This window comes from Sorangium sp. So ce406 (assembly GCF_051474675.1).
GTDB classification, from domain to species: Bacteria; Myxococcota_A; Polyangia; order Polyangiales; family Polyangiaceae; genus Sorangium; species Sorangium cellulosum_G.
Map to the genome: position 1 here is coordinate 5715154 of NZ_CP150340.1, position 15021 is coordinate 5730174.

Consider the following 15021-nt stretch of genomic DNA (forward strand, 5'->3'; position numbering starts at 1 on the left):
GTCCACACCATTCGACGCCGCGCGCGCTCGCGCAATCGCGCCGCTCACGCGAGCACGGCGCCGCGGCGCCCGACCGCGTAGGCGATACCGCTCTGCAGCGTCCCGCGGATCACGATGCGCGTCATGTCGACGTCGAGCCCGACGAGCGCGCGCGCGACCTCGCCGCGAACGCCGGTCAGCACGGCCTGGGCCCCGAGCAGCCGGAGCGCGTTGGCCGCGTTGATCAGCGCGTTCGCGACGCGCTCGTCGACCGCCCTGATCCCCGTCACGTCGATGATCACGACCCGGGCGCGGCTCCTCGTCGCGCCGTCGAGCAGCGTTTGCAGCACCTCCTGCGCCCGCTCCTCGTCCAGCGTGCCGATGAGCGGCATGACCATGACGTCGTTCGTGATCGGGACGAGCGGCGTCGAGAGCTCCGCGATCTTCTCGCGCTGGAACCGGATCACCGCCTCGTGCAGCTCGGCGCGCGACCGCTCGGCGCGCTCGCGCTCGCCGAGCTCGTGCAGGAGGCGCAGGTTGGTCTCCTTCAGCTCCTCGCTCTGCTCGCAGAGGCGCGCGTTGGCCTGCGAGAGCTCCTCGGTCCGCTGCTTCACCTCCTGCTCCAGCCGCTCGTTCGACCGCCGGAGCTCGGCGCTCACGGCCTCCAGGTCCGCGTACAGCAGGGCGTTCTCCACCGCCACCGCGGCCTGGGACGAGAGGAGCCGCAGGAGCTCGATGCGATCGGCGGTGAACGCGTGCTCGGCGACGTGGTTCTCCAGGTACAGCACGCCGCTGAGCCGGCCTTGATGGAGCAGCGGCAAGCCCAGGATCGACTTCGGACGGCGCGAGCTCACGTGGGGGTCGCCGGCGAGGCGCGGGTCGTCCTCCGCGCGCCCGATCACCACCGCCTCGCGCGAGCGCGCGACGTAGTGCACGACCGGGCGGGCGAGATCGAGGCGCTCCTCCATGGGCGTCGAGAGCCCGAGGCGCACCGCGTCGGGATCGACCGAGATCATCGCCTCGACCGTCAGCCCCTCGCCGCGCGCGAGGATCAAGAACCCCCGGCTCGCGCCGGCGCTCTTGAGCACGTTGCGCAGCACCTGCTCGAGCACCTTGTCCAGCACGATCTCGCTGGAGATCGCCTGGGCCGTCTGCAGGACGGTGGCGAGATCGCAGACCTCCCCCGCGGCGAGCCCGCCGAGCGCCGTGGCCGTCGCCCCGGAGGACGTCGCGAGCCCCGCGGGCAGGCCGAGGGCCGGTGAGACGAGCGGCGCGAGCTCCTCGCGCAGCGCCTCCACCTTGGCGCTCGCGCCCCAGCGCTCGTAGAGGTACATCGCCCTGCGCAGGAAGATGCCCGCGAACTCGAGCCTCCCCTGGGCGAGCCAGAACCTGCCGTAAAGCTCGTTCCCGAGGGCCTGGTTGTTGATGTAATCCGCCTGCCGCGCGGCCTCGATGCCCCGCTCGTAGTGGTCCATCGCCTCGGCCGCCCGCCCCTCGACGCGCGCCTTCTCCGCGAGCAGGAGGGCGTGCTTGTGAAGGACGTTGTCCGGCCCGGCGTCGGCCCAGCGCTTCATCCGCCCGAGGAGCCGCTCGATGTGCTCCTCGTGCTCCTTCCGCTCGTCGCCGCCGGCGGCCTCCCACGCGGCGATCCGCATGAGCCCCGCGTAGAAGGTCGCCTCCGGCACCTTCGCGTGCGTCGGCAGCGCGCCCTCGATGATCGCGAGCTTCGGCATCAGATCGGCGAAGCTCGCGCGGTCGCCGAACAGATAGGCGTTCCGGATCTTGGCGTAGGTGAGCCACCCCATGTGGTAGGGCGAGCCGCCGTGCTTCTCGGTGTACGCCGCCTCGTCGAACGCCTCGTCGTCGAAGCTGAGCCGGCTCTTCGTGAGCCCTTGAAGGCACTTGATGGGCTGGATCACGCCCGCCAGGAGGATATCGATGATATCGTGGCTCCTGGCCCGCTGCAGGAAGGCGAGGTGCACCTCGGTCAGCCGCGCGAGCTCCGGCAGGGCCATCCCGTAGGTGAGCCGGTCCGAGCCGCTCTGGCTGATCATGTACCCCATGGCCGTCCAGTCGCCGGCCTGGAGCCCGAGATCGTAGACCCGGTCGTAATACGGGTCTGCGCGCCGCAGCGGCTGCGTCCAGCTGTGCACGTCCGCGGAGAAGATGTGGTATGTCTTGGCCCGGAGAACGAGGTTGTCGAGCTGGTCGGCCAGCTCGATGGCCATCTTGCCGAACCGGTAGGCCGTCGCGTACTCGCCGAGCAGCGGGCCCACCACCATCCCGTAAGCGACGTATCCGAAGGCGGACATATCGCTGTTGCCGTGCTGCAGAGAGAGCGTCACCATCTTCACGATGGCGAGGTTCGCGAGCGTCTGATCGCTGGAGTTGTACGCGCCGAAGAACAGGTTGACGAGCAGCTCCAGCGTCATCGGGTGCTCGGGGCTCGTCGCTCTCGGGGCGTGCGCGAGCTCCTCGATGCTCCGCCCGCCGAGGAGGACGGGCACCGCCGCGAGCTCCTGCTCCAGGAGCGCGGCGACCTCGGCCCTGTCCTCGGGGATCGGGCAACCGAGCAGCCGGAGGCCGGCCTTCTGCACCAGGGTCGCCTCGTGATTGCGCCACTGGAGCAGGTACTGATTCGCCTGGACGAGGTGGATCGACACCTTGTCCATCGCCGTCCGGGCGCGCGCGAGCGCCGCGGCACAGAGCCGCTCTGCCTCGTCGAAGGCGCCGCACAGCGACTCGACCTCGGCGCGCTCCTTGTGGAGCGCGATGGCGAGATCGTAGTGGTCATCGAGGCCGCCGCCCGGCAGAAACCCCATCCCCGCGCGGAAGTAGCCCGCGGCGGCCTCGTAGGCGGTGGCCGCCTTGGCCTTCCTGCCGGCGGCGAGGTTCAGCTCGGCGGCCGTGGCCCGCTCCTCCGCGGAGCTCACGAGGGGCGCCGCGATGTTGAAGTGACCGACGATATCGAACAGCGCCTCGTCGCGCGCGGCGCCGTAGCTGCTCGCGAGCATGAGCCGCCCGATCCGGAGGTGGACGTCGCGCTTCCGGTCCTCGTCGATGAGCGAATAGGCCGCCTGCTGAACGCGATCGTGCAAGAAGCGGTAGTTGACGCGCCAGTCGACGCCGCCCCGCGCGTCGCCGTCGGCCGCGTGCGCGAGGCGGTAGTCGGCGTCCACGGGGGAGATCAGGCCCTCTTGCAGGATCCTCCACAGCGCGGCCACAGTCTCGTGCGGCGGCCGCTCGCTGATCACCGCCAGGGAGCGCAGGTCGAACTCGTGCCCGATGCACGAGGCGAGCTTGAGGACACCCTGGAGCTCGGGATCGAGCTCCGCGAGCCGGCGCGCCATGAAATCGACCACGTTGTCGGTCACCGTGCGCCGCCGGATCCGGTCGATCTCCCACGTCCACGCGCCCGCCTCGAAGCGGAGCAGCCCCTCGGCGTGGAGCGCGCCCAGGAACTGCCGGACGAAGAACGGGTTGCTCCGGGTCCTCTCGAACACGACGCGCGCGAGCGGCTCGACCTCTTCCCGCGCGGCGGAGAGCGTGTCCGAGAGCAGCTCGATCACGTCGGCGAGGGCGAGCGGCTTGAGCTCCAGCTCCCGCAGCGGCGCGCCCGCCTTCTCGATCTCGCCGAGCGCGACGCGCAGCGGGTGGGCCGCGTAGATCTCGTTGTCGCGGTAGGCGCCGATGACGAGCAGGTGCGCGCGCTCCGGATCGGCGGCGATGACCTGGAGCAGCTTCAGGGAGGCCGGGTCGGCCCATTGCAGGTCGTCGAGGAAGAGCACGAGCGGGTGCTCGACCCGCGCGAACACGTGGAGGAACGCCTTGAAGACCGCGTGGAACCGGCCCTGGGACTCCGCCGGCCCGAGCGGCTGGACAGGCGGCTGCGGGCCGATGATCCACTGGAGCTCCGGGATGAGATCGAGCAGGAGCTGGCCGCTGCCGCCGAGGGCGCGCTCGAGCGCCGCGCTCCACCGCGAGAGCTGCTCCGGCCGCTCGGTGAGGATGTGGCGGATGAGCTCGCGGAACGCGCGCGCGATCGAGGCATACGGGACGCCGCGGTTGAGCTGGTCGAACTTGCCCGCGGCGAAGTAGCCGCCCCGCTGGGCGATGGCCTTGTGGATCTCGTTCACCAGGGCCGACTTGCCCATGCCCGAGTACCCCGACACGAGGAGCAGCTCGCGCTCGCCCCCCGCGGCGCGCTCGAAGGCGGCGAGCAGCGCGCGCTCCTCGTCGGCGCGGCCGTAGAGCTTCTGCGGGATGCGCAGCGTGTCGGGGATGTCGCGCTGTCCGAGCCCGAACGGCGCCACGGCGCCGGACGTCGAGAGCTGGCGCAGGCACGCGTCGAGGTCGGCCACGAGCCCGAAGGCGCTCTGGTAGCGGTCCTCCGCGTTCTTGGCCATGAGCTTCATCACGACGCGGGAGACCGCCTCGGGCACGCCCGGGGCCCGCTCGGACGGGGGCACCGGCGTCCGCGCGATGTGGCCATGGATGAGATCCATCGGCTCGCCCTCGGCGAACGGCAGCGCGCCGGTGAGCATCTGGTAGAGCGTGACGCCGAGCGAGTAGAGATCGGTGCGGCGGTCGATCACGCGGTTCATCCGGCCGGTCTGCTCGGGCGACATGTACGCGAGCGTCCCCTCGAGCGCCTCGGGGCTCACCGCCTGCTGCGTCTCGTGCGGCAGGAGCGTGGCGATGGTGAAGCCGACGAAGTGGACCTCGAGCGTGTCGGGGTCGACCAGGATGTTCTGCGGCTTGATGTCCTTGTGGATCACCTTGCGGCGGTGGATCTCGTCGAGGATCCGGGCGGCCGAGCGCGCGATCGTCAGCGCCGCCTTGAGCTCCAGCCGTCCGGCGCGCAGGATGTCGTGGAGCGTCGTGTCGCTCGGCCGCTCGATCACGAGGGCGAGGCCGTTCTTGTGCTTCTCGATCCCGCAGGCCTTCACGACGCCCTCGACGTCGAGCTCGCGGAGGACGTTGTACTCGTGCCGGAGCGAGGCCAGCTCGCGCGCGCTCGGGAACTCGCTCTTCAGGACCTTGACGGCGACGGGCTTCCGGTCGTCACCCCAGGTCCCTTGGAACACGTCGATGCTCGTGTCACTGTAAATCTTCTGACCCACGGTACACGTTGCGGAGAGCATCTGACCTCGCCAGGGTGCTGGACCGCCCGGGACAGCCGCGGACGGCGGTCTCGCACGATCGCACCCGCGGCGGATCCTGTCTAGATTGCTGGCTCGCAATCACCGCGAGTCCGGGAGCGCTGGTTCGCCCGCCCGGGACTGCTCAGGCCCGGTGTTCCAGCTCTCCAGGCGCCTGCTGAGCCCGCGATTCACGGTCGTCCGGCGCCGATCGCGCCCACACGTGGGTGCCGCGACGCTCCATGCGGGGTGGGCTACATCTGTGATGAGGAGATGCCCGGAGAGGCACGATCAGGAGACGCGCGTCACGCCGACGTCCTGCTGCCCTTCCAGAGCGCGGCCCAGGAGCGCCCCGTCTTCGCGGCGGCCTCCGGAGCGGCCTCGCGCGCGCTCTCCGCGGCCGGCGGGTCCTTGTGCGACTGGCTCTCCAGGAACGAGATGAGGCGCTCGCGGAGGGGATAGTACATCGGGTCCTCGAGCACCGCCTTCCGGTCCCGCGGGTGCGGGAACGGGACGGCCAGGATCTCGCCGACCCGCGCCCCCGGGCCGCTCGTCATCATCGCGATGCGGTCCGACAGGAACAGGGCCTCGTCCACGTCGTGCGTGACCATCAGCGCGGTCTTCTGGTCCTCGGCCCACAGGTCCATCAGCACCTCCTGGAGCTCGAACCGGGTGAGCGAGTCGAGCATGCCGAAGGGCTCGTCCAGGAGGAGCATCTTGGGCGACAGCGCGAAGGCGCGCGCCAGCCCGACCCGCTGCTGCATCCCCGAGGACAGCTCCCGCGGCTTCTTGTGCATCGACTCCCCGAGCCCCACGAGATCGAGGTAGTGCGCCGCGATGATGGTGCAGTCCTTCTTGCTCTTCTGCCGGTGGACCTGCTCCACCCCGAGCAGGACGTTCTCGAGCGCCGTCATCCAGTGCAGGAGGCAGGGCGACTGGAACACGACCCCGCGATCCGGGCCAGGCCCGCGGATCTGCCGGCCCGCGAGGACGATACCGCCGCTCGTGATCTCGCTCAGGCCCGCGACCATCGACAGCACGGTGGACTTGCCGCAGCCGGAATGGCCGATGAGCGACAGGAACTCGCCTTTCCTCAGGTTCAGATCGAAGTTGCGGACGACGACCGCGGGCCCGTTCGGCGTGGGAAAGGTCTTGGTGACATTCCAGATCTCGAGATACTTCTTCATGCGACCGCCTCCGACGCCCGCGCCGCGCCGGACGCGCTCGTGCCCGCCCCGGCGCCGGGGCCGAGCAGGTAGCCGATGACCGCGCCGCGGATCTCCTTGAAGCGCGGATCGTGGTTGATGGCCTTGCGATCCCGCGGGCGATCGAGCTCGACGGCGACCCCGGGCCCCAGCGTGGCGCCCGGACCCTTGCTGAGCGGGATGATCCGGTCGGCGAGGAGGATGCCCTCGTCCACGTCGTTGGTGATGAGGAGCACGGTCTTCTGGGTGGCCCGCCAGATCCGCGCGGTCTCGTCCTGCAGCGTCGCGCGCGTGAGCGCGTCGAGCGCGCCGAACGGCTCGTCCATCAGGAGCACCTCGGGGTCCATGGCGAGCGCCCGCGCCACCGAGACCCGCTGGCGCATGCCGCCGGAGAGCTGCGCCGGCTTCTTGTCGCGCGCGGCGGTGAGCTTCACCATCGCGATGTACCGCTCGGCGTGCTCCCGCTTCCGCTCCGCGGGCCAGGACGAGAAGATCTGGTCCACGGCCAGATAGACGTTCTCGTACACAGTGAGCCAGGGCAGGAGGGAGTAGTTCTGGAAGATGACGCCGCGGTCGGGCCCCGGCCCCTCCACCTCCTTCCCGTTCAGCTTCACCACCCCGGTGTCCGGCCGGAGGAGCCCGGCCACGAGCGACATGAGGGTGGTCTTCCCTGCCCCCGAATAGCCGACGACGGCGACGAACTCGCCCTGTTCTATCTCCAGGTTGACGTCCCTGAGCACCTCGGTGCGGGTGGCCCCGGCGCCGTAGCTCTTCCCCACGTTGCGCAGCTCGACGAGCGGCATCGGCGTCACCCTCCCGCCAGCTTGAGCCTGCGCTCGACGAGGCTCATGAGCGCGTCGAGGAGGAAGCCCACGACCCCGATCGTGATGATGCACAGGATGATGTGCTCGTAGATCAGGCTGTTGTACTCCTGCCAGAGGAAGCCGCCGACCCCCGGCGAGCCGGTCAGCATCTCCACGGCGACGATGACCAGCCAGGCGATGCCGAGGCTGAGCCGGAACCCCGTGAACATGTACGGCAGCGCGGCGGGGAGCTGCACCTTGAACAGCGTCTTCGTGCGCGAGAGCCGGAGCACCCGCGCGACGTTCATGTAGTCCTGCGGGATCGACCGCACCCCGAGCGCGGTGTTGAGGACCGTCGGCCACATCGAGCACATCGCGATGGTGAAGACGCCGGCCGGGTCCGGCTTCTGGAAGAGCACGAGGCCGAGCGGGAGCCACGCGAGCGGCGAGACAGGGCGGAGGATCTGGATGATCGGGTCGAAGCTCGACCTGAACAGCTTCGACGCGCCAAGGAAGAACCCGATGGGCGTCCCGAGCAGGATCGCCAGCGTGTAGCCCTTGGCGACCCGCTGGAGCGAGTACCAGGTGAAGCGGAGGATGCCCTGATCGAGCTCACCGCGCTTCTCGAACGGCTCGAAGATGTAAGGCCTGCTCACCTCCCACGTCTTGAGCGGAGAGGGCAGCGTCTGGGCCCACAGGCTGCTCGCGGCAGCCCACAGCCCGATCACGCAGGCCACCCCGAAGAGGGGCAGGATCATGTGGTCGACTCGAATCCTGGGAGAGATCGCTTTCGCCTCGCTCATGCAGCACTCCTTCATCACGCCGCCCGCCGCCGCGCTGTCCGGCGGCGCCCGGCGAGGTGGGGGTCATCCTTTCAGCGCGTGGACCGGGAACGACGTCGCGTATTTCTCGGGGTCCTTCGGATCGAACGTCACGCCGTCGAACAGCGTCTCCGGCTGGTCGCTCGGGCCGCCGTGCAGGGCGCCGAGCTCCTTCATCGCCTCCTCGTAGAGGTCGGGGCGCATGACCTGCTTGACGACCCCCTCGTAATCCGGCTTCCCCTCCACCATGCCCCAGCGGCGGAACTGACTCAGCCACCAGAGCGCGTATTTCGGCTGCGGGTAATTGCAGCTCCGGTCGCTGAAGATCATGTAGTCCCTGTCCTCCTTCCTGCGCCCGTCGCCGTAGTCGTAATGGCCCTGGAGCCGGCCGAGGATGAGCTCCGGCGGGCAGTTGATGTAGGTCGGCCTCGACACGATGTCGGCCTGCTCGGGGCGGTTCTCGAGCCTGTCGAGCCAGACGCTCGCCTCGTGGAGCGCCTTGATCACGGCCTTCACCGTCCTCGGGTTCTTCTCGGCGAACTCCGCGGTGAACGCGCACACCTTCTCGGGGTGGTCCTTCCAGAGCTCCTGGGTGGTGATGGCGGTGTAGCCGATCTGGTCGGCGATCGCCCTGGCGCCCCACGGCTCGCCGACGCAGTACCCATCCATCTTGCCCACCTTCATGTTGGCGACCATCTGCGCGGGGGGGATGGTGACGAGCGCGACGTCCCTGTCCGGGTGGATGCCGCCCGCGCCGAGGTAATAACGGGTCCACATGGCGTGCGTGCCGGGGGGGAACGTCATCGCGAAGGTCATGGGCGCCCCCTTCTCCCGCGCCTCGTCCACGAAGGGCCTGAGCGCCCTCGGGTCGGCGGCCACCTTGCCCCTGAGGTCGATCTTCATCGTGATCGCCTGGCCGTTGCGGTTGAGCAGCCACGGGATGACCATCGGCTTCTTCGGCGATCCGAGGAGGCCCATCGTCGAGGCGAGCGGCATGCCGAAGAGCATGTGCGTCGCCTGGAGATCTCCGTTCGACAGCGAGTCGCGGATCGCGGCCCAGCTCGCGCCCTTCACGATGGTCGAGTTGATCCCGTATCTCTTGAAGAACCCCTTCTCGTGCGCGATGACGATCGGCGAGCAATCGGTCAGCGCGATGATGCCGAAGCGCAGGTCGGAGACCTCCGGCCTGTCGGCGCCCGCCGCGAGGGGCGCGGCGTTCGACGCGGGCGGCCCCGGCTCATCGGACCGCGAGCCGCAGGCCGGGAGGAGCGCCGCTCCCCCGAGCCCGAGGGCGCCGCCGAGGAACCGCCGCCGATCCAGGGGCGAGGCGCTCGATGCTTCCTTCGAAGGTTGGCGTTTCTTCATTCAATAGGTCCTTTGCTGGGGAATGGGCGCGGCGCCGCAGGCGCGACGATTCGATCGCGCCTGTCGGTCGCGGCAGGGCGGCGCGGTCGCGCTTCGCGGCGCCGCCGGTGACATCGCCCTGTGGTTCGAGAAGGAGCCAGATCAGGTCCGCTGCGAATCGGCGCGTCGAGCGCCGTTCCGCGGCGGTTGTGGGCCCAGGATGGCCTCAACCCTACATGGGCCCATGATCCGCCGAGGACCATGCATCCGTGCGCGTTTCTATGGCGTTTCCTTACAATGTTTTTTCTGCATTCGAGATGCCGCCCGCGCAGGTATTTGGGAGGCAGCGGGCCCGGTCGGCGGCGTCGCGCAGCAACGCCCTTCCCTTGGACGAGCTGGTTTCATAAGCTGCACGTGAGAGCATCCGGAGAATTTCGTTCCATGACGTTGAAAGGTGCGCGAATGGCCATTCGACATGCCAGTGTGTGCGTCATCGCGATGACCTGGATCGGGTGTGCACAGATCTTCGGCTTCGACAAGGAGTACCTCGTCGTCGAGGGTCAAGGAGCCGGAGGCGCTGGCGGCGGGGGCGCTGGCGGCGGGGGCGCCAGCAGCTCCGGAACCGGGGGAGCCGGCGGCGCCGGAGGCGGGGGCGCCGGAGGCGAGGGCGCCGGAGGTACAGGCGCTGGCGCCGGGGGCGCCGGAGGCGGATGTGTCGTCGAGGTGCCGGCGGGCGAGGCGCCGACCCCGCCGCTCTTGATCGACGATATGGAGGATGGAGACAAAAAGATCATCCCCATCGAGGACGAAGTGAACCCTCGGAAAGGGTACTGGTACGTGGGCAATGACACGTACGGCGAGCAGCACCCCCCGACCGGCGACTTCTACATGAGCGAGCTCGATCTCCCGCGCGGCAACAGCACGTTGGCCGTGAACGTCGAAGCGGACGACGGATTCACGGGATGGGGAGCCCTCTTCGGCCTTCGACTGAACGGCGTCGAGCCCGCGACGGAAGGCGTCCACGACGCCTCCAGGTTCCGAGGAATCTCGTTCTGGGCCTACGCCGAGAGCGGCTCTTACGAGAGGATGATCGTGGACGTCGCCGACGTGCAGACATGGGCAGGCGGCGGCATCTGCGGCACCAACGGCCTGTGCGAGGACCATTTCCGCACGATCGTCGCGCTGACGCCCTGCTGGAAGTACTACGAGATCCCGTTCGCGGACCTCACGCAGACAGGGTGGGGCGAGCAGTTCGAGGCGGTGGACGTGACGAAGCTCTGGGCCATCCAGTTTCGCTTCAACGCCAAGCAGGAGTTCAACGTCTGGGTCGACGACGTCGCGTTCTACGAATGAGCGGCTCCGTCGTGGTCGCGCGTCCGGCCGCCGACGCGGGCGGTGCCCCCCGGACGCGCTGCCCCCTGAGGCGCGGTCGCTGCCCGGTCCGGCGCTGCCACGCGCCCTGAGCGGGGGCTCGCGGCGGCCAGAGCGTCCGCGTGCGTCGCTTGCCAGGCCGCAGGTGAGACGGTAGCGTCCGCGCGGCCTGGGTCGCCGTCACGCACGGCCGGACGGGCTGATGCGGCCGCAAGAGGAACCGAGATGAGGAGCGAGTCCACGACATGGGTGTGGGCCACGGCGTGCCTGCTGACCTGCGGGTGTACGGCGCTCGCGGGGCTCGACAAGCCCTATCACCTCGCGACGGGGAGCGGCGGAGACAACCTCGGCGGCGGCGGGGCCGGAGGCGGCGCCCCCGGGTGCGACGAGGAGGCGAGCGCGGGGTGCGTCTACGATCGGTGCGGCGCCGTCCCCGAGAGCGCCCCGGCCGGCGTCTACACGCTCGATGCCGACGGCACCGGCCCCTCGGGGTCGCTCCAGGTCTACTGCGGTGAGCCGGCGGACGGCGGACGGTGGGCGCTCGTCTACAACAGCGTCGGCGAGCTGGGCGGACCGACGCTCGCGTTCTGGAACATCCTTTATGCCGACCGGCTCAGCCCCAAGGGGGAGCCGTCGCTCGACAACAACCATTATCAGCCTGGCCTGTACCTCGCCGGCCGTGAATACCGCGACGAGATCGAGGACATCCCGGGGACCGTCGTCGAGGTGCTGCGCGCGAACGCCGAGGGCATCGATCCCGAGACCATGCAGCTCCTCACGCCGATCCGCCTCGCCGGGGACGATAACCTCTTCAACTGGCAGTTCGGCACCGGGTGGGCGTCGGCGGACTTCGACAGGGACACCAAGGGCGACGGCAACTGCGCGAGCGCGTTCGCGGGCGTCGCGCAGCACTACGGGAACTGCTTCGTCTACAGCCTCGGCGCGGACGGCGACGAGGACGTGTCGGTCACCGACGAGGACTGGGGCCCTCACCTGGAGACCGTGGTCGCGACGTCGTACGGGCTCTCGAACGACGGCAGCCATTACACGCGCGTGAACCGGATCTCCCGCTGGACCCGCTGGTGAGCGCGCCCGGCGCGCCCGGGCCGGGCGCGCCGGGCGCCGGGCCGGGTGCGCCGCGCGTCACGCCGGGTGCGCCACGAGGGGGAGCGACGTCACCCCGCGGACGGAGATGGATCGCCGCCACGCCGCCGGCCCGGCCTCGGTGAAGCGGCGGACGCGCGGCAGGAGCGCCGTGAGCGCCAGCCGGGCTTCCAGCCGGGCGAGCGGCGCACCCAGGCAGAAGTGGACGCCGTGCCCGAACGGCACGTGCGTGGCGCCGCCCCGGTCGATGTCGAACCGGTGCGCGTCCGGGAAGTGCGCCTCGTCCCGCGCGGCGGAGCCGATCACCACCAGCACCCTGGCGCCCCGGGGGACGCACACGCCGCTCAGCTCGGTGTCGGCCGTGGCGACCCGGTACACCGACCGCACCGGCGGCTCGTAGCGCAGGACCTCGTCCACGAGCCGCGGGATCAGCGCGGGATCCGCGCGCACGCGGTCGTGCACCTCCGGGTGCGCGATGAGCTGCCGCGCGGTGTGGCTCAGGAGGTGCACCGTGGTCTCCAGGCCGCCGACGAGGAGCAGGAACAGGAAGCTCATGAGCTCTGCGTCGGTGAGCGACTCGCCGTCGACCTGGGCGCGCAGGAGGTCGGTCACCATGTCGTCGGCGGGCTCGCGGCGGCGGCGGGCCAGCACCTCGGTCATGTACTGCTCGGCCTCGCGCACGGTGGTGCGGATCTCCTCCATGCGCGCGGTCATGTCCGGCGTGACCGGGCTGATGCCGGTGAGATCGTCCGTCCAGCGCTTGAAGCGCGGGTGAAGCGAGGGATCCAGGCCGAGGAGCTCGCCGATGACGCTCGCGGGCAGCGGCATGGCGAGCGCCTCGACCCAGTCGATCGGCTCGCCGAGCGGCAGGCGCGCCGCGAGGTCGTCGGCGAAGAAGCGCACGCGCGCCTCGAGGCGGGCCATGGCCGCGGGCGCGAAGGCGCGGCTCACGAGCGAGCGCAGGCGGCCGTGCGCCGGCGGGTCGAGGACGATCATGGAGTCGCCGAACGGGTTGTGCCCGAGCCACGCCGGCTTGGTGGCGGCGCGGAAGCCCTCGGACGAGAACAGCTCCGTGTCCTTGAGGACGGCGATGACGTCGTCGTGGCGGGTCACCGCCCAGAAGCCGCCCGGATCCACCTGGCACACGGGCGCGTCGCGCCGCAGCGCTGCGTAGGTGGGGTACGGGTCGGCGAGCATCGCGGGGGACATCAGGTTCAGCCGTTCGCTCATGGGTCGAGGACCTCCCGGGCGGGTCAGGGATGGAGCGGGCATGGTCGCCTGCAGCGGGGGCGCGCGGCAAGGCGCTCGGCGGCGAATAGCCATTCCCCGTGTGACCGCTCCGGCTTTGAACAGAGCCGGGCCGAGCGGGAACACACAGCATGGCACTCGACAATCCCACCTTCACGGCCGCCGCCGGCGCCCAGGGCACCACCAGGGCAGATACCGCAGCTCGACCCGCCGCCCTCGCGGTGGTCACGAGGTTCACGGAGAGGATCGTGAACAACATCGTTTGGCGGGGGCTCCTCCCCGCGGCGCTCGGGCTCACGGCGGTCGCCGCGGGCTGCACCGGCGGCGAAGACGATGTCAGCGCCAAGACGAGCGGCGCTGGCGGCTCCGGCGGCGCTGGCGGCTCGGGCGGCTCCGACGGCTCGGGCGGCGCTGGCGGCTCCGGCGGTGCTGGCGGCTCGGGCGGCAGCCCGGCGATCGCATGGGGCAGCTGCCCCGACGATTTCATCTCCGAGTGCGCCACGGTCCCCCTGCCGCTCGATCCTTCGCGTCCCGACGGCGAGGCGCTCCCCGTCTTCGTATCACGCCACCTCGCGCCGGGCGGCGCGGCGAAGGCGCAGGTCTGGCTGCTGCAAGGCGGCCCCGGCGGGTCCGGCTACGTGTTCAAGGACGCCATCGAGGATCTGTGGCAGGGCGTCATGCCCGACGTCGACTGGTACGTGCTCGAGCACCGCGGCGTCGGGCCTTCCAGCCGCCTCGAATGCCCGGTCCAGGAGGACCCGAGCTCGGAGGGCGGCGCGGAGATCACCGCGCTCGAGTGGCCCGCTTGCATCGAGGCGGTGAAGGCGAGGTGGGGCGGCGATCTCGCGCGCTTCACGACGACAGCCGACGCCGAGGACCTCGCGCGGCTCATCGACATGACGCGCGAGCCCGGCAAGAAGGTGGTCCTGTATGGCGCCTCCTACGGGACGACGCGCGCGATGCGCTTCCTGCAGGCGCACCCCGACGGGGCCGACGCGGTGATCCTCGACTCGGTCATGTCGCCGGGCGCGCAGCACCTGTCCTCGTACGACACGCAGTTCGATCCGGTGGTGAGGGATCTGTCCGCGATCTGCGCCGCCGATCCGGTCTGCGGGGCGAAGCTCGGCGCCGACCCCTGGGAAAAGCTCGACGCGCTCCTCGGCAAGCTCACGAGCGGTCACTGCCCGCAGCTCGGCGCCGACGCCGCGCTCTTCACGGCCATCGTCCCGATCTTCGCGCAGACCCGCGTCCTGCGGACGCACATCTTCCCGCTCGCGTACCGCATCGACCGCTGCGAGGAGGGCGACGTGCAGGTGGTCGGCCACTACATGCAAACGCTGCTCGACGTGTTCTCGCAGACCGACGGCGGCGCGCCGCGGGACTCGATCGTGCTGGGGAACCACGTGGCCCTCTCCGAGCTGTGGGAAGAGCCCGCCCCGCCCCTGGCCGAGCTCCAGGAGCGGTGCGATTCGCAGCGCTTCTGCCCCGAGGATGGGCTGGAGCTCGGCGCGCTGTACGATGCCTGGCCGCGCTATCCGCACGACCAGTTCTGGGACGAGTGGCCGATCTTCACCGTGCCCGTCCTGGCGATGAACGGCGTGCTCGACCCGCAGACGCCCATCGGCCGGGCGGTGCGCGTGGCGGACAGGCTCACCGCGCCCCATCAGACGTTCGTGGTGGTGCCGTGGAGCCCGCACTGGGTCGCGTACGAGTCCCCCGTGAGGAGCGCCGGCGCGGCGCCCTGCGGTACGCAGATGATGGCGCGGTTCATCGAGGATCCCGAGGCCGCCGTCGACACGACGTGCCTCGACGACCTCGTGCCCGTCGCCTGGAACGAGGACCCGGCCGTGGTCGAGCTGCTCTTCGGCACGACGGACATGTGGGAGAACACGGCCTCGCTCGGCCCCGCACCGCGGAAGGCGGCGCCGATCGACTGGACGGCCGCCGCGCGCCGCGCGGGGGAGAAGACGCGCTGGCTCCGGCGGTGAACGACGCGGAACCGGAG

General features: G+C 70.4%; 9 protein-coding genes. 3 read left to right on the top strand and 6 right to left on the bottom strand.

Going from position 1 to position 15021, the window contains the following annotated elements; genetic code table 11:
- Positions 1-44: 44 nt before the first annotated feature.
- The 5 genes from WME96_RS21080 to WME96_RS21100 all read right to left on the bottom strand — a co-directional run bounded on the left by WME96_RS21080 (position 45) and on the right by WME96_RS21100 (position 9314).
- The gene (locus WME96_RS21080) at positions 45-5102 is read right to left on the bottom strand and encodes an AAA family ATPase (protein WP_437291882.1); all 5058 of its coding nucleotides are present in this window, start codon (positions 5100-5102) and stop codon (positions 45-47) included.
- 323 nt (positions 5103-5425) lie between these two features.
- Entirely contained in the window at positions 5426-6307 is an 882-nt protein-coding gene (locus WME96_RS21085; protein WP_437291883.1) for an ABC transporter ATP-binding protein, read from the bottom strand.
- Entirely contained in the window at positions 6304-7128 is an 825-nt protein-coding gene (locus tag WME96_RS21090; protein WP_437291884.1) for an ABC transporter ATP-binding protein, read from the bottom strand. The genes WME96_RS21085 and WME96_RS21090 overlap by 4 nt, the downstream gene beginning before the upstream one ends.
- 5 nt (positions 7129-7133) lie before the next feature.
- Positions 7134-7931 (bottom strand): nitrate ABC transporter permease, encoded by a 798-nt coding sequence (ntrB, locus tag WME96_RS21095; protein WP_437291885.1) that lies wholly within the window; start codon positions 7929-7931, stop codon positions 7134-7136.
- Between the two features lie 63 nt (positions 7932-7994).
- The gene (locus WME96_RS21100; protein ID WP_437291886.1) at positions 7995-9314 is read right to left on the bottom strand and encodes a CmpA/NrtA family ABC transporter substrate-binding protein; all 1320 of its coding nucleotides are present in this window, start codon (positions 9312-9314) and stop codon (positions 7995-7997) included.
- Positions 9315-9755: 441 nt separating this feature from the next.
- On the opposite strand from WME96_RS21100, the gene WME96_RS21105 reads away from it, so the two are divergent.
- Together WME96_RS21105 and WME96_RS21110 are read left to right on the top strand one after the other, a co-directional pair.
- Positions 9756-10646, top strand: coding sequence for a hypothetical protein (locus WME96_RS21105; protein ID WP_437291887.1), 891 nt, complete (start codon positions 9756-9758; stop codon positions 10644-10646).
- A gap of 243 nt (positions 10647-10889) precedes the next feature.
- Positions 10890-11750 carry a fibrinogen-like YCDxxxxGGGW domain-containing protein gene (locus tag WME96_RS21110; RefSeq protein ID WP_437291888.1) on the top strand — a complete coding sequence of 287 codons (861 nt, stop codon included), beginning with the start codon at positions 10890-10892 and terminating at the stop codon, positions 11748-11750.
- A gap of 57 nt (positions 11751-11807) precedes the next feature.
- Here WME96_RS21110 and WME96_RS21115 read toward each other — a convergent pair whose 3' ends face one another.
- Positions 11808-12998, bottom strand: coding sequence for a cytochrome P450 (locus WME96_RS21115; RefSeq protein ID WP_437291889.1), 1191 nt, complete (start codon positions 12996-12998; stop codon positions 11808-11810).
- A 149-nt stretch (positions 12999-13147) separates the two neighbouring features.
- Here WME96_RS21115 and WME96_RS21120 point away from each other — a divergent pair, with 149 nt between their 5' ends.
- A complete protein-coding gene (locus WME96_RS21120; protein WP_437291890.1) occupies positions 13148-15004 on the top strand; it encodes an alpha/beta fold hydrolase in 1857 nt (618 codons plus the stop codon).
- Positions 15005-15021 lie beyond the last annotated feature (17 nt).